Origin of the sequence: Christiangramia sp. OXR-203, from assembly GCF_034372165.1 — a bacterium.
Classification (GTDB): domain Bacteria; phylum Bacteroidota; class Bacteroidia; order Flavobacteriales; family Flavobacteriaceae; genus Christiangramia.
The window spans coordinates 426,303-447,633 of sequence record NZ_CP139698.1; the positions used below are offsets into that span (position 1 = coordinate 426,303).

The window sequence follows — 21,331 nt, forward strand, 5'->3', positions numbered from 1 at the left end:
CGCTTTTTTTATTTTAGACTCATGGTAGATAAAAAGGTAGATTTTATAATCGTAGGGACCGGGCTTGCAGGGCTGGCCATTAGTCGTGAACTAAATTTTAGAGGTAACAGCTTTATCGCGTTTGATAACAGCTCTCAAATCTCGTCGTACGTTGCGGGAGGTATTTTTAATCCAGTGATTCTAAAGCGATTTACACCCGCATGGAAAGCTAAAGAACAAATGGAAATTGCCATCCCATTTTATGCTGAAATGGAACGGGAACTACAGCAGAATTTTATAAATCACTGGGATATCTATAGAAGATTTTATTCAATAGAAGAGCAAAATGACTGGTTTGTAGCTGCAGACAAACCTTTGCTCGCTCCTTATCTGGATCAAAACCTCGTAAAGAATTCTAATCCCTCAGTAAAGACAGATTATGGATTTGGACGCGTTAAGCATACTGGAAACCTCGATACCGAGGTTATGCTGGAGGCCTATCGAGATCAGCTTCAGAAGAAGCAGCTATTAAAAGCCGAAAAGTTTGATTATGATCTTGTGAAAATGGATGGTAATCGTATAGTGTATAAGGATATTCAAGCAAAATATGTTATTTTCTGCGAAGGATTTGGAGTAACAAGGAATCCGTTTTTCAATTATTTTCCATTACATGGGAATAAGGGTGAATATATCATTATCAAATCCCCTGAACTTAAGCTTGATTTTGCAATTAAAGCTTCGGTTTTTATAATGCCTATGGGGAATGACCTCTATAAGGTAGGGGCAACTTATAATAATCATGATAAAACTCCAGAACCAACTTCAGAAGCTAGAGAGCAATTGGAAGCTTCATTAAAACAGGTTATAAATGTGAGTTATGAGGTAGTGGATCAAGTGGCCGGCATACGTCCTACTTCGGGAGATAGACGCCCGGTAATTGGAAAACATCCGGAATTCGAGAATATGTATTGCTTCAACGGTTTTGGTAGTCGTGGGGTTCTAATAGCCCCTTATCTGGCACCAAAATTAGCAGATCATATTCTCGAAAACTCTACTTTAGAGCAAGAAATTGATATTGCCAGGTTTAAGAAAAGATATTTTAGAAGAAATTAGGCCTTACCAGCATTCTTTTTATAGCTGAAAAACAGGTTTATCCAGATATTGCGTGATAATCTCATGATTACGGGCATAAGAATAACCAGGGTTCCTACAATCGAGAAAAAAGACGCTAGAAGACTGGCGTTTAGAAATACGTAAGCTATGACAAAAGCTGCTACTGCGAATGCAATACCAACCGCGTAGCTAACATACATGGCGCCATAAAAGAATGATGGTTCTATCTTATACTTCGTGCCGCAATTGCTACAACGTTCGTGCATTTGATATACCCTATTAAGTTTATAAGGGTTTGGTTCCTTATACATGCTTTCTTCCTGACACACAGGACAGGTGCCTTTGGCAATACTATAAACTTTAGTTCCTTTAAGCATGTTCATTGTTTTTTTTGCAATTCAAATTTAAGCATCTTTGCACGAATCCTAAAGTTACAATAGTTACAAAATGCTCAATATTCATAATTTATCAGTATCGTTCCAGGGTGAATATCTCTTTAAAGAGGTAAGTTTTAGACTCGGTGCAGGAGATCGTGTAGGTCTTATTGGAAAGAACGGGGCTGGAAAATCCACCATGTTAAAGATTATTTCTGGAGAACAGGAATATGATACCGGGCAAATTGCTAAGGATAAAGAACTTAGAATTGGTTTTTTAAAGCAGGATCTGGAATTTGAACAGGGGAGAACTGTGATCGATGAAGCTCACCAGGCATTTGCAGAAATCAAGCAGCTGGAAGCGAAAATGGAGCATATTAATGAACAACTTGCTACCAGAACAGATTACGAAAGTGATTCCTATAGTCAATTGATCGAAGATCTAAGTGAGGTCACTCACCAGTATGAGATCATTGGTGGATATAATTATGAGGGTGAAACCGAAAAGGTTTTGCAGGGACTTGGCTTCCAGCGTGAAGATTTTGAAAAGCTAACACAAACTTTTTCCGGAGGATGGAGAATGCGTATTGAACTGGCTAAACTTCTTCTACAAAGCAACGATATTTTGCTATTGGATGAGCCTACCAACCACCTTGATATCGAAAGTATTATCTGGCTGGAAATTTTTCTGAATAATTATACGGGTTGTGTGATGCTGGTATCTCACGATAAAATGTTTCTGAATAATGTGACCAATAGAAGTATTGAAATTTCTTTAGGACACATCTATGATTACCGAAAGCCTTATTCTGAATTTATAGAATTCAGAAAAGAATTACGGGAGCAGCAACTTGCAGCTCAGAAGAATCAGCAGAAGGAAATTGAGAATACTGAAAAACTGATCGATAAATTTAGAGCTAAGGCCAGTAAGGCTTCCATGGCTCAATCACTTATTAAAAGGCTTGATAAAATAGATCGCATTGAAGTTGATGAAGATGACAACTCTGTAATGAGCGTAAATTTTCCTGTTTCGGTAACCCCGGGGAAAGTCGTTATTGAGGCAGAGGATCTTCAGAAATTTTACGGAGAGAAGCAGGTGCTCAAGGATGTGGAATTACTTATTGAAAGGCAAAGTAAGATCGCATTTGTAGGTCAGAATGGACAGGGAAAAACAACACTGGCAAAGATCATCATAGGTGAAATACCGCATGAAGGAACTTTAAAACTTGGCCACAATGTACAACTTGGATATTTCGCCCAGAATCAGGCCGAATATCTGGATGGTGAAAAGACCGTACTGGCAACTATGGAAGATGCTTCCAATGAAACGAACCGCACGAAAGTAAGGGATATGCTTGGCGCATTTCTCTTCAGAGGAGATGAAGTTGAGAAAAAAGTAAAAGTACTATCCGGTGGAGAACGAAACAGGTTGGCCTTATGTAAAATGTTACTGGAACCTTTCAATGTTCTGGTCATGGATGAGCCTACGAATCACCTGGACATAAAATCTAAAAACGTGCTGAAGGATGCCTTGAAGAATTTCGAAGGTACGCTGATCATCGTTTCACACGACAGGGACTTTTTACAAGGCCTTACAAGTAGAGTTTACGAATTTCGTGATCATAAGATCAGAGAGTATCTTGGAGACCTGGATTATTATCTGGATCAAAGAAAGATGCAGGATATGAGAGCTGTGGAGAAGTCGGATAAAGGAAGAAAGAACAAGCAGGATAAGACAAAGAATAAACAGTCTTCTTTTGGAGATCAGAAAGAAGCTAAAAGGCTTAAGAACCAATTGAGCAAAATAGAGGCAAAGATCACTAAGCTTGAAAAAGATATTAAATCTAAAGATAAGGAGCTGGCTCAAAATTATGAGAAGACCATCACCAGATCAGATTTTTTAAATAAGTACAACGAATCAAAAAAGAAACTGGAGAATTTGATGAAGGAATGGGAAGAAATTCAATTCAGCCTGGAAGAAATCAGCTAATTCAGTTATTTAATTAAACTATCGGGACTAAATTGAGTCCAACGACTACCATGGATAAACGCAAGATCATACTTTCTCTACTGGGCGTTGTGCTCATAGTAGGTGCCATATTTGGGGCAAAGGCTATCATAGACAGCAAAGAACAGCCTAAACCAAATATTCAGAAGACCGTAAAAACAGTATTTGTTGATACTGTCAAAAATTCGTCTATAGCGATCAAAATACCCGCGAACGGGAACCTGGTTGCCAAAGATCGGGTAGAACTCTACGCAGAAGTTCAGGGTGTTTTTCGCTATAGTTCTCAGGATTTCAAAGCAGGACAGGCATACCAAAGAGGGCAGACACTATTGAAGATCGATGCGGCCGAATACGAAGCAAGTGTACAATCGGCCAAAAGTGAACTTTACAATCAAATCACGGCGATCATGCCAGATCTTAGACTTGATTACCCGGAGATCTTTCCGAAGTGGCAACAATATCTAAATAATCTTGATGTTAATAGTTCTATTCCGCCATTGCCGGAACCAGCTAATGATAAGGAGCGTTATTTTATAAGCGGTCGTGGTATTAATTCCGCATATTTTAATATTAAAAATCTTGAGCAGCGCCTGGTAAAATACAGGATTACTGCGCCCTTTGACGGAGTTCTAACCGAAGCACTGGTTACCGAGGGGACTTTGATACGAAACGGGCAGAAACTGGGAGAATTTATAGACCCCGAGGTTTACGAACTTCAGGTTTCGATAGGAAAACAGTACGCAGATCTCTTGCAGGTTAATGAAAAAGTAAGTCTTACTGATAATAGCGGTAATAAATCTTACGAAGGTAAAGTAAGTCGGATTAATGCGAGGATAGATCAGGCTACACAGACCGTGAATGTCTTTATCGAAGTAGCTGCCCAAGGTTTGAAGGAAGGTATGTATATGCAGGCCAATCTGGATGCAAGAAATGAAGAAAATGCGATCGAAATTGATCGAAGCTTAGTGAATGATCGTAATGAGATATTTACCGTTCAGGATTCCGTATTAAAAACCATCGAAGTGAAGCCGGTATATTTTTCAGACCGAAAAGTGGTGATTAAAGGTGTACCAGATGGGGAAGTGATCATAACCAGACAGGTTTCCGGAGCATATAATGGGATGCCGGTAAAGATTGCTGAAGAAAATAATACGGCAGATACCGCAGCTAGTTCTGATTCCAATTCTGAAAGCAAGGTTCAATGAGAGGTATCATAAGTTACTTTATAAAGTACCACGTTGCGGTGAATGTTATGATCATCGCATTTGTGATATTTGGAGTTGTGGGAATGTTGCGAATGCAATCTTCTTTTTTCCCATTGATCGAATCTGAGATCATTACCATTAATGTTGCATATCCCGGGGCAGCGCCTGAAGAAATTGAGGAAGGGATTGTTCTTAAAATTGAAGATAATCTCAAAGGCCTGGTTGGAGTAGACCGGGTAACTTCAGTTTCAAGAGAGAATGGAGGTAGTATCACAGTGGAAATAGATTCAGATGAAGATATTGATGTGATGCTTTCCGAAGTGAAGAACGCAGTGGATAGAGTGCCCAATTTTCCGTCAGGCATGGAGCCATTGGTGGTGGCGAAACAGGAAAACATCCGTGAAACTTTTGACTTTTTTGTAAGCGGTGAAGGCGTAGATCTTGCAACTTTAAAGCAAATTGGAAGGCAGATCGAATATGATCTAAGGGCAATGGACGGTCTTTCTCAAATTGAACTGTCCGGATTTCCTGAAGAAGAAATTGAAATAGCAGTTGATGAAAATGACCTGCTGGCCTTCAATATTACTTTTACTGAAGTCGCCCAGGCGGTTGCTCAGGCCAATATACTTACCACAGGTGGTAGTATTAAAACACAGGAAGAAGATTTCCTTATTCGGGCAGATAATCGTTCCTACTACGGAAAAGAATTGAACAAGCTGGTAGTGAAGTCACAAGCTGATGGGACTACGGTTACTCTGGAAGATGTGGCAACTATTCGCGACAGGTTTTCAGAAACTCCGAATGCATCTTATATCAATGGACAGATTGCGGTAAGCGTCAACATATCTACTACTAATAATGAAGATCTTATTTCTGCGGCAGAAAAGGTTCGTAATTATGTAGAAGAATTTAACGAGAAAAATGATACGCTAAAGATCATCGTGGAAGATGACCGTAGTATCACGCTGAATCAAAGAACACAACTTCTTATTGAGAATGGAGCAGTCGGGATCATTCTGGTGCTTCTTTTTCTCTCATTTTTTCTGAATACAAGGCTGGCATTCTGGGTAGCTTTCGGGCTTCCAATTTCCTTTCTTGGTATGTTTATTTTCGCCGCAGGATTTGGAGTAACTATCAATGTGCTCTCATTATTCGGAATGATCATTGTTATCGGGATCCTGGTAGATGATGGGATTGTTATTTCTGAAAATATCTACCAGCATTACGAAAGAGGTAAAAAGCCTGTACAGGCAGCCATTGATGGAACGATGGAAGTGCTACCACCGATACTTTCCGCGATCATTACCACGATTTTAGCCTTTTCCACATTCCTGTTCTTAGATAGCCGAATTGGAGAATTCTTTGGCGAGGTTAGTACAGTAGTTATTTTGACCCTGGTTGTTTCCCTGGTAGAAGCGTTGATCATATTACCAGCGCATATTGCCCATTCGAAAGCTTTAGTTCGGGAAACTGAAGAAGAACAGAAAAAGAAGAAAGGACTTTCGAGGTTGTTTCTGAAACTAAGGATCATCAATAAATATGGAGATCAATTGATGGCTTATCTGCGGGACAAGCTATACGAACCTGTTATTCGCGCTACAGTTGCACATAGGTTTTTGAGTCTCTCTATCCTAATCACACTATTTATTCTAACTGTAGGTTCTGTAATGGGTGGCGTGGTGAACGTTACTTTATTTCCAAGTATCGCCAGCGACCGGGTAAGTATAGATCTCTTGATGCCAGAGGGAACGAACCCTAAGAAGACAGACAGTATCATTTCGATAGTCGAGGATGCTGCATGGAGAGTGAACGAAGACTTTACTGAACGCCAGACAGGAAATAAGCAGGTCGTTAAAAACATTGTTCGTAGAGTTGGACCGGGTAATAACAAGGCTTCATTACGAGTAAATTTATTACCAGGAGAAGAGCGTGATTTTGGTTCGCCCGAAATTACCAATGCAATTCGAGATGAAGTAGGACAGGTTTACGGAGTGGAGCGTTTAACCTTTGGTAGCGGTGGAAACTTTGGTGGAAAGCCGGTTTCTGTATCCCTTTTGGGAAATAACCTTGTAGAACTTGAGCGTGCCAAGGAAGAACTTAAAGAGGCTATGGAAGAGAATTCCACGCTAAAGGATGTAACAGATACAGATCCCGATGGGATCAAAGAGATCACAATAGATCTTAATGAGAATGCCTATGCTTTAGGCTTGAATCTTAGAGAGGTGATGAGCCAGGTGCGTGCAGGATTCTTTGGGTTACAGGCACAGCGATTTCAGCGTGGGCAGGATGAAATAAGGGTCTGGGTTCGTTATGATCGCGAGAATAGAGAATCTATCAATGATCTTGATGATATGCGTATTGTAACTCCAGATGGAAACCGTGTGCCATTTGGTGAGATCGCCACTTATGAAATTAGACGTGGTACAGAATCTATTAGTCACCTTGAAGGACTCAGAGAAATTAGGGTAGAGGCAGACATGGATGATCCGGATGCCAGTTCTACCGATGCTATTGCTAATATTGGAGAAAACGTACTTCCGGATATATTGTCAAAATATCCAAGTGTATCTGTTTCCTATGAGGGGCAGAATCGCGAAGCAGAAAAACTGACTAAATCTGCGGAAAAAGTATTTCCTATCATTTTGTTCCTAATCTATGCAGTAATCGCTTTTACGTTTAGAAGTTATAGCCAGCCGTTATTATTGATGATTATGATTCCATTCAGTATCATTGGTGTGGCCTGGGGGCATTATATACATGGTTTCCCTGTGAATATTCTTTCTTTACTTGGGATCATTGCACTGGTGGGAATTATGGTGAATGACGGGCTTGTACTTATTGGAAAGTTCAATTCCTATCTGAGGGAAGGCATGCGCTTCGAGAAAGCACTGATTGAAGCAGGAAAGTCGCGATTTAGAGCTATTTTCCTTACATCTCTAACAACCATTGCGGGTATTGCACCTTTACTTCTAGAAAAAAGCAGACAGGCACAATTCTTAAAGCCTATGGCAATTTCTATCGCCTACGGAATTTTTATTGCCACCTTCTTAACTTTACTGGTGTTGCCATTGTTGCTTTCTATTACCAATTCAGGTAAAGCCAGAGCAAAATGGTTAAAAACCGGGAATAAAGTGAGTCGGGAATCTGTAGAGAGAGCGATCAAGGAGAAAAATGATGAAGATGAGCGCCAGAGTGAGCTTGATGAGGCGAATAAGAATCAGAATTACTAGAAGATAATTGAACTTCAGAATAAATAATTTCGAATGAGATTGAGAAAATTTATCCTTAGCATTTTGATCGCACTTTTTTGGAGTGTTGGTGCTGTTGCGCAGGATAGCCTGCTCACTAAACAGGAAGTTATATCCAGAGCACTGGCTGAGAACTTTGGAATAAGGATCGCTGAGAATAATGTCGAAATTGCCGATAACAACCAGAATATTTTAAACTCAGGCTATTTGCCGACACTTACGGGGCTCGCCGGAGCGAATTACGACCTGAATGATCGTGTTACTGAACCTGAAAATGGTGAAACCGTAGATCAACGCGGGATCGAAAGTAACCGTTATAATGCTTCCATAAATTTAGGATATACATTGTTTGATGGTCTGGGTCGTTTGTATAATTATAAAAGTCTTCAGGAGCAATATGATCTCTCTCAACTAGAAGCCCGGGAAACTATAGAAAATACCATTCTACAGATCATGAGCGTGTATTATGAGGTCGCCAGACTTTCAGAAAACATCAATGTTCTTGAGGAGACTCTGGAAATATCCAAGAATCGTGTAACGCGTGCTCAATATCAATTTGAATATGGGCAGGCGAACAATCTTGTGGTTCTAAATGCAAGGGTAGACGTAAACAACGATAGTATTTCTTTGATAGAAACCGAACAATTGCTGAAGAATACCAAGCGGGATCTAAATGTACTTCTGAATAGAGAAATTACCGCAAACGATTTTTCCGTAGATACAACAGTAACATTTATAAGTGACCTTGAGCTGGATAGTTTTGTTACTGAAGCTGAAATTAACAATGTTTCATTGCTGCAGATCGAGCAAAGTCTGGAAATTAGTGACTATGATATCAAGATCAATAAGAGCGGTTATTTGCCTTCCATAGACCTTACCGGATCATATGGATGGAACCTGAACCGAAGTGCTGCAACCGCCTTCTTTCCGGGTAGTACAACTACTACAGATGGACTTGCTGCTGGAGTTAGTTTACGCTGGGATTTGTTTGATGGAGGTTTTAGAAATATTCAGGTTAGAAACTCTAAAATAAGATATGAGAATCAGAAAATTCAGAAAGAACAATTGATCAGTCAGGTTCAACGGGATATCGCGAATTCCCTCGGAAATTATCGAAATAAACTGTTTATTCTCAAAGTACAGGAAGAGAATGTTGAAACGAATTTGAATAACTTCAATCGATCTGAAGAGCAATATAAACTTGGAAGAATTTCTTCGATAGAATTCAGGCAGGCACAGATCAATCTTTTAGATGCCAGAACCAGTCTCAACCTTGCCAAGTATGATGCGAAACTGGCAGAGCTACAAGTTTTGCAGTTAACTGGTCAATTGTTGAATGTAAATCTCTAGCCATGTACGAACATTTCTTTCAATGTCCTTACTGTTGGGAAGAAGTCTCTGTACTTCTGGATCCTTCTGTGCGAAAACAAACTTATATCGAGGATTGTGAGACTTGTTGCAACCCTATAGAATTCAAGGTAGAATTTGACTCGAATGAACTGCAGATGTTCGAAGCTCAGCCAATCGAGCAATAAAACTTTGTAGCTTAGCGAACCAGAAGTCTTTTTCGGCTATCTTAGTAGCTAACCCTACACCATCAACCATGTTAGCAACTTTCGATCTTCCAGGTCATGTGATCGGGATTATTATAGACTCAGATCTTACAGATGAGGTTTTAGACGAAGTAATTCTAGAGATCAAAGCTCGTTTTGATCAATACGATAAGGTCAATGTTTACTTAGAGCTTGAAAAAGATCATGATATCGGTTTTAATGCACTTTTTAAAGGAATAAAATTTAAATATTCCAACGCAGATCTTTTCGGCAAAATAGCTATCGTGACAGATAGTTCTTGGTTCCAAAATGCTGTGAATGTGAGCGATATATTTCTGGATGTAGAGGTGAGGACGTATGATGTCAAAGATAGGCTGGATGGTCTCCAATGGATTTCAATATAATTTTTTAAAAAAGTTTGGTTAGAAACTAAAAAACGTCTTATATTTGCCGTCCAATAGCGCGGGATAGAGCAGTAGGTAGCTCGTCGGGCTCATAACCCGAAGGTCACTGGTTCGAGTCCAGTTCCCGCTACTAAGCAAAAAGCCATTCATTCGAATGGCTTTTTTCATTTCTATTATCGTCCTTGTTTGAATCTCAAATTTCATCAAATATCTTATGCAGAAACTGATCGTATCTTTTTAGCTCCCTGGGAACATCTGCGTTCTTTTCCATATCATGAAAATGCGTTGAAGCAATAAATTCCAGACCAATAAATTTGTTCATTTTATGAAAAGCATAAAGTGGTCCTTCATCAACACTCTTCTGGTCGAAAAATTCTCCCTCGAGTTTAAAAGCGTCTTCCGGGGCGTTCCAGCTAGTAGTTAATAGATACTTCTTCCCTTGCAGACTTCCTCCTGTTCCATAATTAGTAGAAGGATTCTTCCTGCTTCTTCCATCGCTTGTATATATTCCATTTTGATGCCCTGCAGTAAAGACCTTGTCTATGTACTCCTTAAATTTAAAAGGAACCTGAAACCACCAGATGGGAGTATGATAAATTATAATGTCTGCCCATTTATACTTCGTGACTTCTTCTTCTAAATTGTATTTTTCCCCAACATTAGTCGTCCTAACATCAAAACCAGGTCTATTTGTGAAATAATTGGTGGTATTCTGTAATAGTGTTTTATTGAAACGGCCGGGAGAGTGTGCGAAAGTATGTCCACCGTTTATCACAAAAATATTCTTCATAGCTTTTTAAATTATTAGTTCGGAACAAAATTAAAGGCTATCGTATTATTATAAAAATAGTATGATTTATACCTTTGTATTAAAATAGTAATAGATGGTGAATATGGAATGGTATCGCACCTTTGTAGCGATCTATGAGAAAAGTACCTTAACAAAGGCTGCTGAGACTCTATTTACAAGTCAGCCGGGCGTAAGCGTTCATTTAAATGCACTGGAATCCTATATAGGTCGTAAACTATTCGAAAGAACATCGCGGAGAATGATCCCGACAGAAGAAGGTAAACAACTTTACAATTTTGTTCTGGATGCGGTTAAGAACCTGGAAAAAGCTGAACAACATTTTAAGAAAACTTCGCATGAAGAAATTCCTTCCATTAATATTGGCATGTGTACGGAAACCTTTCAAACGATACTGGAACCTGAAATTTCAAGTTTGAACTTTAACCTGCTGGCAAAGTTTGGAGATCATCAGGAATTGATTAAAGATCTAAATAGTGGCATCCTGGATTTAGTCATAACTCCTAAGTTTGACACTAAAAACTCACTGGCAGATTACGAACCTTTTACGAAAGAGAATATCGTAATGATTGCTGGAAAAAATTCGGCATTAAAGGATATAAACACTTTAATCGACAATGAAAGTTTCGGTGAGCTGGAGAAGATATTAAAAAATCAAACCTGGTATAGCGCTTCTAATGAGATGGACCACTTTAGACGTTTTTGGTACGAAAACTTTAAAAAGAGGGTAGATTTTAAGCCGAATTATATTTTACCAAATTTTGGTTCTATTATAAGATCTATAGAGAATAATAAAGGGTTTGCAATAGTGCCTGATTTCTTAGTAAATGATTCACTCAGAGATGCTAAGATTAAACTAGTGTGGTCTGGTAAAAAAGAAGTTAGTAATATTCTCTACTTTGCTACTCGAAGTGATCTAAAGCATAAAGAAGAGACTGCAGTTATTAAGAGCATATTTAGAAGAAAAATGGTAAAGTTGAATTGAGGTGAATGCAATGAAATTTCAAGCTTCAAGTATTAAAAGCTTCTCGTGCTGCAATGTCTATAATCTAAATCTGCCAAAGCGTAGACATCCCTAAATTCCGGTTTCTTTAGTCAGATTCTACTATGTAGATAATTTAAACAGACAGTAATCGATTCGATGCTGAAAAGTATGGACATAAAAAAACCGACCCTAAGGTCGGTTTTTAACTAGTTTATAATATCCAATATTACATTTCGGTATATCCAAATCTCTGTCCTGCAACAGATACTCCAACCATCGCGCCTGCTTTGGGCATGGTTGCTACAGCTGTACCATCAGTAAACTTAATAGTTTTAGACTTTCCTTTCTCTAAAATTACTGCAGTAGCATTTCCAGATAATTCGTAATCTCCAGCTTTAAACTTGTTGAGATCTTCTTCATTTTCGAAGAAAATTACTTCTCGGTAAGCTTTTCCTCCAACCTGCAGTCCTACATCAACTTGCTTTAAGTTAGCGTATCCTACCATTGTTCCGTTTTCGTAGACAATTCCATTTCCGGATGCACCACCTATAATATAAGCACCTTTTCCAACATTAGGGAAAATTGCATATCCAGCTGAAGTTGTAAATAGTTCAGCAAGATTTGGTTCTGCCGCGGTCATCGCAGCTTTAGCTTCAGTAGCATCGGCTTTAAGATCGGTCATATCTCCCGTCTTAGTGGATCCACAACTAACTATTCCTATAAATAGCATTAGTAATCCGGTCTTCTTTAAGTAAACATTTAAATTTTTCATGACTTATTTTTTTGGTGATTCAAAACTAAATGAATCATATAACAAGTCCTGTTAAGCTCAAGTTATTTGGGAATATCTTAAAACCTAACCTAAATATGATGTTAAAAAATGCTCTGGAATCTTAACAATTAAGGTACTGAAAATTATTCATAACTAATTAGTAAATAGTGCACTACAAAAAGTCCATGTTGAATTGAGCTAATAATAAAAGCTATTGAGTTAAGTTGTACTCCACTTTCTGAATACTTTAGCTGCTGAATTTAGTTAAATATTAGGGGCTCGACTTGTAGGGAATCGGCCCCTTTTTTTATGCTTAGAGTTCAGCTTCAAAAATTTCTTCAATCGTTTTGTCAAACAGGTGGGAGAGTTTGAAGGCTAGAGGTAAACTGGGGTCAAACTTTCCCTTCTCTATAGCATTAATGGTTTGCCTGGATACGTTCAGTCTTTTTGCGAGTTCAGCCTGGGTCAAATCATGCTCTGCTCTTAAGATCTTGATTCTGTTTTTCATCGATACCTGTATTGTCCAATTACTACTCCGGCGAAATAGCTTAGACCAATCACTATTACCAGATGCGAAATTTCAGCATCGAAATTAATAAGGTTCGTCACATCCATTGTCGAGTAGCTAATTCCAAGGATGAGCGCAATCCCAAGTGATAGGCCCATGGCTTCGAGATGGATCTTTCTTTGTAACTCATCCAGGCTTTCCAGGTGCTTTATATTTGCGATGATCATTCCTACTCCAATTATTAGATTAATAATTAGTAAAATGGTCGTGATCGTGTTATTGCCTGTCCATAAATAAAGATTTCCAAATACCACCACTGCCAGGGATGTGACCCATAGTATGGTCCACAAAGCCAGTAGCTTTGTGCGCCCGGTTGCACAGTTTTTACTTGTTGATGTATTTCCCATGATGTAAAGTTTATTTGACACAAATATAGGAAAAGATTTAAATTGGAATGGTTTGTTTTACAAAAAGTAAATAAAACTTTACATTTTAATTATTTAAGCCCTACCTCTAACATGATAAGATTTTGCTAAACTGATCCTGTTTCCATTCTTAAACCTAAGTTTTCTATATCTTCGAATCTCTCAAATCATCGAAAATAATGACTGACACAAACCGAAAAATTTCTGAAGCCGACTTTGATATTACCATTCCTATCAAGATTGGTTATCCTGCGCTAAATGATTTTTTAAAGCAGAAATTGGTTGGGGAGATCATCAGTAAAGAGAATGAGGATGGCGAAAAGTCTAACTATGTCCAGATTCTGGACATTACTATTGAGAAAAGTGAAATTCCAGAGTACGATCTTTGTCTGCCAGTTACCGTGCAAACGCTTACCAGTTTCTTTAAGAATAAGCAGGTTAAATTTCTGTTCTACGCGAGTTTACACCTGGATCGTGAACTACAAAAAATTGAACTGGCAAATTATGAGATCGATGGACAGAACAACAACTGGCTTGTAAATCAGGCTTTAGAAACTGTAGTCAATAAATGGTTGTATGCTAAGTTGAAGGAAAAGATGAATTTTAATTTCATGCCTCAACTGGAAGAGCAGATGAATTCTTTGAACAATAAACTGGAAAATAAAATAGAAGCCAAGGAAGGTATCAATCTCATTGGCTTCCTCGAAGACCTTGAAGTTGCTCAGTTTAAGGCAGATGAGAATGACCTCTGGATCTCTATGCGTTTAAAAGCGAATGGTGTGGTTGAAATAGAAAAAATTAAACTTCCCTAAGATGAACCTAAATCAATATATCGATCATACACTTTTAAAACCGGATGCTAGTCCTCAGGCAATTATAAAACTTTGTCAGGAGGCGATCAAATATGAGTTCTATGCGGTTTGTGTTTCCGGATGTTATGCCAACTTAGCCGCAGAGCAAGTTGGGTTATCTAATGTAAAGCTAGCCGTTACTATAGGCTTTCCATTGGGTTCTTCAACTTCGGAAGCAAAAGTGCACGAGGCCAGGATTGCGGTGGAACAAGGTGCAGATGAGATCGACATGGTTCTGAATATTGGTTTTCTTAAAGCTGGTTTGACTGAAGAAGTTGAAGAGGAAATAAGATCAGTAAAGTCGGTAATGGGAGAAAAGATATTGAAGGTCATTCTGGAAACCTGTTATTTAAGTAATTCAGAAATTGCAACAGCCTGTAAGATATCAGAAAAAGCTGGTGCCGATTTCGTAAAAACATCTACTGGTTTTGGAACTGGTGGCGCAAGTATCGAACATATTAAACTCATGAAACAAAGCGTTGATGATCATATAAAAATCAAAGCTTCAGGAGGAATTCGAGATAAAGAGACAGCGATAACATATGTAAATGCTGGCGCAGATCGCATTGGAACCTCTTCCGGGATTCAAATTGTTTCCAGCTAATAGCTCTCATAAGATTTTTCTTACTTTATTTTGTTCATATCGTCTTAATAACTAGGTTCTAAAGTCTTTATTTACAGAGCTTTAATAAGTCGTTTTTTGCCTAAATTATTCCTGCTTAACTTTTAATTACTAGTGATTTGAGACTATCTAATTTAGTGTTCCGGTTATTCCTTGCAGTATTTATGGGAATGATTGTGAAGGGTACGGCGCAGGTTCATAAATCCTTGCAGGAAGTCAGCATGATCAATAGCTTTACAAATGCTGAAAATGTCCATATACAGCAGGCTAACGGGGATCATCTCTGGATCACTACGCCACTCAAAGTCATTCGATATAACTCTGCGGAAGTAGAGGATTACAATAAATTTCGGGGTATTCCATCTGAAATCGGGAAACAATATAGTGCTACTTTGACAGATTCCAGGGGTCAGGTGTGGCTTACCGGAGACAAAGGTATAGCTATTCTCGAGAGCGGAAAACAGGATTTTAGATATGTTAGTTCCATGCCCGGGAAGGTCTATGAGATGCTGGAGGACCCGGCGGGTCAGTTATGGCTGGCTGCAGAAAACGGTGTTTTCAAGCTGAACGTCGATTCTAAAGCAAAGGATTTTGGACTGTCAAGATTTGTTTCTGAAAATACTCAGGCAAGCACATCCACTATTTTTAACGATGAAATCATCTTTGCCGGGCCAAATGCTGTTATTGCCATTAATAGAAAATCCGGTAAATTCAGACGTCTTAAAACTTCGTATTATGAAAATTTGGAGTTTACAGCACTTTTACCACTCAGCAATAAATTGTTGCTGGCTACCAACAGGCAGGGGATGTTTGAATTCGATGCACAACTGGACAGATTTCAGAAAATCTACAGGTTACCATTCGATCTTACTAGGGGTCATATAACAGATTTACTCAAGACCAACGAAAAGATCATTGCCCTAACCCGTGACAATGGCGTGTACAAATTTGATGAGGAACTAAAATTTATTAAAAAAGAAGAAAGTTTTCCGAAGCAATTATTTGCAGCCCAGTTAAATGATGAAAATTTACTCTGGTTAGTTGGAAATGACGGACTCTATCTGAAAAATCTATCTTCAGAATCCATTTGGCAGCTACACCATGATCCTGCGAAATATTCGAGTCTGGCAGGCAATAGGTTGAGTGCCATGGCCACAGATTCTCGTGGATACGTGTGGTTTGGAACCAGTGAAGGCCTGAGTATCTGGAATCCTGAGACCGATCGCTATAGTCATATCAAAAATTTAAACTATAAAAAGGCCCGACAGAATCCCGATAAGATAACTTCCATTGCTGCTAACGGGCAATATGTTTGGGTGGCGACCAGTGAAGATGGCGTGTATAAGATTAATATCAATACACTTCTTAGAGCTCATTATGCACCAACCGCACTTTACAAAACAGAGGTTCTGGAAGCTAATACCTTATTTATTGATTCTTCTGAAAATACATGGATTGGTGGCGAGGCCGGCTATTTGACCAGGATTAGTACTTCCAATGAGATTAAAACCTTTCCTCTAAAAGAAGTTCAGGCAATTGCAGAACTCGGACCCAGGAAACTGATCGTCGCAACCAGGAATCGTGTTCATTCCATAGATCCCATTAGTGGTCGTATTAGCGATCTTGATAAGCTTACTGCCAGCGAAACGATGCATTATTATGCGATCAATCAATTGTACATCACGCAGGAGGGTATGGGCTTGTTTGCAACAGAAGGAACAGGTTTGATCGCGTACAATTTCGAAACGGAAGCTTTAGAGATCTTTGATGAAGACTTTGGGTTACCGTCTAATAATGTGGAAGGAGTGATCGTGGAGGATGAAAATTACTGGATCTCTACAGAAGAAGGTCTTGCCAGTTATGATCCAAGCGAAAAGAGCCTGAGAGTTTTTAGTGAATTGAACGGACTTACAACTTCTGAACTAACTACAGGTTTTACTAAAATGACGAACGGATCCCTTGTCCTGGGGACAGCGAAAGGGGTTAATATTTTTAAGCCGAAAAGTATGCTGGCGCAGCAGGAGCTGAAACCTGAAGTGGAATTTAGAACTCTTATGCAGGCTTCAGTTCATAATGAAAAGCAAAGAAGAATCTCATTGTTGAGTGGTTCGATCATCGAAGTAAAAGAAAATACTGGTTTTCAGGTAGCCTTCCAGGGATTATCATTCTGGTCGCCAGAGGATTTGTTATATAGCTGGAGAATGCAGGGAATTGAAGATGAATGGTCCAAACCTTCAAAAGTGAATTCAGCCAGTTATGCCGGTCTTCCGCCGGGCAATTACATGTTCGAAGTAAGGTCAAAACTACCAAATTCCAGTTGGTCTGAAGTTAAACAGATTCCCGTAGAAGTTGCTGCAGTATCAGGAGGAATTGGGGTTGTGTATTTATTTATGGGAATTGGAATTATAGCGGCCGTGATCATATTTGCATATGTATTCGTGCTTCGTTCGAGAAATGCCGACAGGCAGGCCAGGGAAGAACTTAGAGCAAAACTGCAACAGGAGTTTAAGAAACCTGTAGAAAGCGCGGTACAATCCTTAAGTAAGATCTCAGCTTCCACCGATGCCGACAAACAGGAGGATTTACAACGATATGCTGCAAGGTTTGATGATCTTTTCAACCAGATCCTGAATTTCAATTATGAAGAATCTGTTTTTGAAATTTCCAGTATAAAATTAGACGCACATCTTCCAGAGGTAGTAAATGAGATCGAACCGGTCTACAAATTGAAAGATCTTGATTTGATCGTTAATAACCATTGGGGAGAAGAACCTTTTTATTACAATCTCGAGATGCTGGATAAGATCTTTTTTAGTTTGATATCGGGCAGTGCCGGCTATTCGGTTAAAAAAGGAAAGGTTATTGTAAATCTTATTCGCACTGGAGTTGGAGATTTAAAAATTCAGATCACAGATACAGGAAAAGGAATCCCTGAGCAGGATATTAAAGTGCTGGAAAAGAAGCGTAGTCTGGATCAACGAATGAAATTTAGAGATAAGAGCGGACTTCGTTATATCCTCAAAGCTATGGAACTCATTAATAAAGCAGGGGGAAGCTTCAATTTTGAAACGCAGAGTAATGAAGGTTCCACATACACGGCTGTATTAAAGAACAGGCAGGAAGATTATCGCAGGGTGCCACAACGTGCTGCCGGTATCCTGCAGTCTAAAAACACTCAGAAGGCAATTTCTGAATCTCTTCCGAAGGAAATTGAGAATATTAGTGGCAGTAAGATATTGATCATTGATTCTGAAACTTCTTCCAGGGAGATATTAGCGAATTCCATAGGGCAGCATTGCCAGGTTTATCAGGCTGTAACGGCTGAAGAGGGCATTGAAAAAGCAAGCATGATCTTCCCAGATATCATTATTGCAGCGAGTATGCTATCAGATATGAACACTATTCAGCTATCTAAAATGCTTAGGCGTAATCCTGCACTCAATCATATCAATATTTTTATGATCACTAGCGAGGGACAGCAATTTGATACAGAACAGGTAGCTGAAATCTCAGAACTTATCAGTGAACCTTTGAATATGTCATTACTCATGAAAAAGATCGCTTCAACTTTGAAAAGTCAGCAGGAATTTCGAGAAGGCTTTATCAACAGTCATTTGCAAAGTGGTGACATAGTATACAAGTCTGAACGTGATAGAAAATTTATTCAGGAATCAAAACAGACTATCCTTGATAATATCGAAAAAGATAATTTCACAGTGCACGATCTTAGCGCATCCTTAGGTATTTCGAGTAACACATTGTTTATGAAACTTAAAAGTCTGGTGAATCTTTCGCCTCAGGAATTTATAGAATTCGTACACGCAGAATACGGTAGAGAATTGCTGAACGATGGAGATTTTACTACAATGGAGGTTGCCTACAAGGCTGGATTTTCGAGTCCAAAACGCCTTCAGGAAAGTCTGAAAAAGTTCTACGGAAAAGATTATAACTCTATTGTAGAGCGATAATTTATTCTGTCGATTACATAGAAAAGCCTGTTCGTCAAGAACAGGCTTTTTACATTCCAATTATAGTAATTTATCCTACCAGTTGTAGTTCACTAAAATCCTTCTTTATGATCATACTTTTTTCTTCAGCATTGTATTGAAGTGTTTCTAACGGCACTTCTTCATTTTCGTAGAATACTCGTCTAATTTCAAATGGAAGTCCGTGTAAATTCAGTTTAAAGGTGTCATAGGAAGCTGAGAACTTTCCGCTCTTATGCTGCTGGATGATCACCTCATCTTCCTTACCAGTCAGCTTGAATGTGCGAAGGCTATAAATATTTTGTCGGTATTCATACCCATCATGCGCATCTTCATAAAATTCGGAATTCTCTTTTCCCAGTTTGTAATATACATCAAGCGTCATTTGTTCGATCTCTACCTGATCTACATATTGCTGGATTGGGTATTTAGGAATTATCGCTCCGGCCTTGATAAATATTGGTACGATATCAAGTGGTGCGTCAACCCAAATTTCCTTACCACCATTTACCAGGTCGTCGCTCCAGAAGTTGTACCACTGGCCTCTTGGAATATACATTCTACGTCCCTGTACATTTGGTTCCTGAATTGGGCATACGAGGATCTGATTTCCAAAGATAAATTCATCAGCTCTATAGTGGGTTTGCACATCTTCCTGGTCAAAATACACCAGAGGTTTTAGAATTGGCTGACCTTCCTGTACATAGTTATAGAACGCGGTATATAAATATGGCAATAGCTGATAACGTAATTCTACGAACTTCCTGCTAATATCAAGTACGTCCTCACCAAAAAACCATGGTTCCTGTTCGCCATGATCTCCCGAGGAATGAACCCGGCAGAAAGGATGAAAAATTCCAAGTTGTATCCATCTGGTATAAAGTTCTCCGGAAGGCTGCTCGGCAAAACCGCCAATATCAGATCCGGCAAAGCTCATTCCGCTCATACAAAGTCTTTGTATCTGGACATTTGCAAGCCATAAATGTTCCCAGGTAGCTACGTTGTCACCTGTCCAGGTCGAAGTATAGCGCTGTCCTCCAGAATAATTTGCTCTGGTGATAATAAACGGACGCTTCGGGAAATTGAACTTTTTAACTCCTTCATAGGTAGCTCTCGCCATCTGCATTCCGTAGATATTATGAGCTTTTCTATGGCTACATGCATGACCATCATAATCATGTCTAACATCCAGCGGAAACGTTTTTCCTGGAACCTCCATTACTGCAGGTTCGTTCATATCGTTCCAGACTCCTTTTACTCCAATTTCACCAATAAGTTCCCTGTATAAACCGCTCCACCATTCACGTACATCTGGATTGGTGAAATCTGGGAAGTAACACTCTCCCGGCCAAACCTTACCTCGCATATATGGTCCATCTGCCCGGCGGCAGAAATAGTCTTTGTCTAAAGCTTCTTTAAAAACATCATAGTTCAGGTCTATTTTAATCCCTGGATCAATGATGGCAACGGTTTTAAAACCGTCTTCTTCCAGTTCACGAACCATTCGTTTAGGATCTGGAAAAAATTCTTTGTTCCAGGTGAAGCAACGGAAACCTTCCATGTAGTCAATATCCAAATAGATCGCATCACATGGAAAATTCAATTCCCTGAATTTTGAGGTGATCTCCTTGACCTTGCTTTCAGGATAATAACTCCATTTACACTGGTGAAATCCTAATGCCCACATTGGTGGCAATTCCGGTTTACCGGTAAGATCTGTATATGTTGTGAGGACATCAGTCATTTGCGGACCGTAAATGAAGTAATAATTCATCTCCCCGCCATCTGCCCAGAAGCTGGTTACATTTCTACGTTCACTACAAAAATCAAAATGTGTTTTAAATGTGTTGTCGAAAAATATTCCGTAGGAAATATTCTGTTGTAGCCCCATGTAGAAAGGAACAGCTTTATAAAGTTCGTTCGTATCTTTTCCGTAAGCATATTGATCTGTATTCCAGAGGCTTAGCCTTTTACCCTTCAAATTGAAGTTGGTAGGCTTGTCTCCAAGTCCGAAAAAGCTTTCCTGGTCTTTCGAAGATTTGCTCATTTTCACAAAGTTCCCTCCAAACTCAAAACTTTCTTCCCAGTGAAAACCTAGTTCGTCTTCCAGAATGATTTTGCCACTATGTTCATACATACCCACACGCAGATCGTCCTTTGCCACTTTACAAATGAACTTTTCAGTCTTTACGACCACGTGTGTGTCGTCTTCTGAAATTTCCAGGTGGTTAAAACCATGAGGATGGTTTTGATCTACTGCATATGAAAAGTCATTCTCAAAAATACCATTCGTGGTATATCGAAAACGCATCATGTTATCCCGAAGTATCGTTAGCTGCAGCCTTACACCATTTTTAGTGATAAAATTGACGGTATCCTGATCGTGTTCGTGAGATATCAGGCCCGAAGGGTATAAATTCCCCTTATGTTCAAGTTCTGTATTCGTAATCATTTTTCTTAGCTTCTAATTATTCCGGCGATCAATATTTG

17 protein-coding genes and 1 tRNA gene are annotated in these 21,331 nt (G+C 39.1%); 12 read left to right on the plus strand and 6 right to left on the minus strand.

Features of this window, described 5'->3' with window-relative positions:
* The first annotated feature begins 21 nt into the window (after positions 1–21).
* Positions 22–1,092: an FAD-dependent oxidoreductase gene (locus tag T8I65_RS01990; RefSeq protein WP_322301827.1), complete on the plus strand. Its 1,071-nt coding sequence runs from the start codon at positions 22–24 to the stop codon at positions 1,090–1,092.
* On the opposite strand, the gene T8I65_RS01995 is transcribed toward T8I65_RS01990, so the two are convergent.
* On the minus strand, positions 1,089–1,475 hold the full coding sequence (locus T8I65_RS01995; protein ID WP_322301828.1) for a DUF983 domain-containing protein: 387 nt from the start codon (positions 1,473–1,475) through the stop codon (positions 1,089–1,091). The genes T8I65_RS01990 and T8I65_RS01995 overlap by 4 nt on opposite strands.
* Positions 1,476–1,539: 64 nt before the next feature.
* Here T8I65_RS01995 and T8I65_RS02000 point away from each other — a divergent pair, with 64 nt between their 5' ends.
* The 7 genes from T8I65_RS02000 (at position 1,540) to T8I65_RS02030 (ending at position 10,014) form a co-directional block, all read left to right on the plus strand.
* Complete coding sequence (locus T8I65_RS02000; protein ID WP_322301829.1) at positions 1,540–3,456, plus strand: ABC-F family ATP-binding cassette domain-containing protein; 1,917 nt, start codon at positions 1,540–1,542, stop codon at positions 3,454–3,456.
* Between the two features lie 50 nt (positions 3,457–3,506).
* Entirely contained in the window at positions 3,507–4,679 is a 1,173-nt protein-coding gene (locus T8I65_RS02005; RefSeq protein WP_322302817.1) for an efflux RND transporter periplasmic adaptor subunit, read from the plus strand.
* On the plus strand, positions 4,676–7,909 hold the full coding sequence (locus T8I65_RS02010) for an efflux RND transporter permease subunit (RefSeq protein ID WP_322301830.1): 3,234 nt from the start codon (positions 4,676–4,678) through the stop codon (positions 7,907–7,909). Before T8I65_RS02005 ends, T8I65_RS02010 begins: the two co-directional genes overlap by 4 nt.
* 33 nt (positions 7,910–7,942) lie before the next feature.
* Positions 7,943–9,277: a TolC family protein gene (locus T8I65_RS02015; protein ID WP_322301831.1), complete on the plus strand. Its 1,335-nt coding sequence runs from the start codon at positions 7,943–7,945 to the stop codon at positions 9,275–9,277.
* A 2-nt stretch (positions 9,278–9,279) separates the two neighbouring features.
* Positions 9,280–9,462, plus strand: a complete 183-nt coding sequence (locus T8I65_RS02020) for a CPXCG motif-containing cysteine-rich protein (protein WP_322301832.1) — start codon at positions 9,280–9,282, stop codon at positions 9,460–9,462.
* 68 nt (positions 9,463–9,530) lie between these two features.
* The gene (locus T8I65_RS02025) at positions 9,531–9,884 is read left to right on the plus strand and encodes an STAS/SEC14 domain-containing protein (protein ID WP_322301833.1); all 354 of its coding nucleotides are present in this window, start codon (positions 9,531–9,533) and stop codon (positions 9,882–9,884) included.
* A gap of 57 nt (positions 9,885–9,941) precedes the next feature.
* Positions 9,942–10,014 (plus strand) — tRNA-Met (locus tag T8I65_RS02030).
* Between the two features lie 63 nt (positions 10,015–10,077).
* On the opposite strand, the gene T8I65_RS02035 is transcribed toward T8I65_RS02030, so the two are convergent.
* Positions 10,078–10,674 (minus strand): NAD(P)H-dependent oxidoreductase, encoded by a 597-nt coding sequence (locus T8I65_RS02035; RefSeq protein ID WP_322301834.1) that lies wholly within the window; start codon positions 10,672–10,674, stop codon positions 10,078–10,080.
* A 94-nt stretch (positions 10,675–10,768) separates the two neighbouring features.
* Here T8I65_RS02035 and T8I65_RS02040 point away from each other — a divergent pair, with 94 nt between their 5' ends.
* A complete protein-coding gene (locus tag T8I65_RS02040; protein ID WP_322301835.1) occupies positions 10,769–11,677 on the plus strand; it encodes a LysR family transcriptional regulator in 909 nt (302 codons plus the stop codon).
* A 226-nt stretch (positions 11,678–11,903) separates the two neighbouring features.
* Here the strand turns inward: T8I65_RS02040 and T8I65_RS02045 are convergent, their stop codons facing one another.
* The 3 genes from T8I65_RS02045 to T8I65_RS02055 all read right to left on the minus strand — a co-directional run bounded on the left by T8I65_RS02045 (position 11,904) and on the right by T8I65_RS02055 (position 13,364).
* A complete protein-coding gene (locus T8I65_RS02045) occupies positions 11,904–12,449 on the minus strand; it encodes a lipid-binding SYLF domain-containing protein (RefSeq protein WP_322301836.1) in 546 nt (181 codons plus the stop codon).
* Between the two features lie 313 nt (positions 12,450–12,762).
* Positions 12,763–12,957 (minus strand): helix-turn-helix transcriptional regulator, encoded by a 195-nt coding sequence (locus T8I65_RS02050; protein ID WP_322301837.1) that lies wholly within the window; start codon positions 12,955–12,957, stop codon positions 12,763–12,765.
* On the minus strand, positions 12,954–13,364 hold the full coding sequence (locus T8I65_RS02055; RefSeq protein WP_322301838.1) for a hypothetical protein: 411 nt from the start codon (positions 13,362–13,364) through the stop codon (positions 12,954–12,956). The genes T8I65_RS02050 and T8I65_RS02055 overlap by 4 nt, the downstream gene beginning before the upstream one ends.
* 197 nt (positions 13,365–13,561) lie before the next feature.
* Here T8I65_RS02055 and T8I65_RS02060 point away from each other — a divergent pair, with 197 nt between their 5' ends.
* From T8I65_RS02060 to T8I65_RS02070, 3 genes are all read left to right on the plus strand, one after another.
* Positions 13,562–14,194 (plus strand): DUF4403 family protein, encoded by a 633-nt coding sequence (locus tag T8I65_RS02060; protein ID WP_322301839.1) that lies wholly within the window; start codon positions 13,562–13,564, stop codon positions 14,192–14,194.
* A gap of 1 nt (position 14,195) precedes the next feature.
* Positions 14,196–14,837 carry a deoxyribose-phosphate aldolase gene (gene deoC, locus T8I65_RS02065; protein ID WP_322301840.1) on the plus strand — a complete coding sequence of 214 codons (642 nt, stop codon included), beginning with the start codon at positions 14,196–14,198 and terminating at the stop codon, positions 14,835–14,837.
* Between the two features lie 137 nt (positions 14,838–14,974).
* Positions 14,975–18,823, plus strand: coding sequence for a triple tyrosine motif-containing protein (locus T8I65_RS02070; protein ID WP_322301841.1), 3,849 nt, complete (start codon positions 14,975–14,977; stop codon positions 18,821–18,823).
* Between the two features lie 70 nt (positions 18,824–18,893).
* Here the strand turns inward: T8I65_RS02070 and T8I65_RS02075 are convergent, their stop codons facing one another.
* Positions 18,894–21,293, minus strand: a complete 2,400-nt coding sequence (locus T8I65_RS02075; protein ID WP_322301842.1) for a glycoside hydrolase family 31 protein — start codon at positions 21,291–21,293, stop codon at positions 18,894–18,896.
* Between the last annotated feature and the right edge of the window lie 38 nt (positions 21,294–21,331).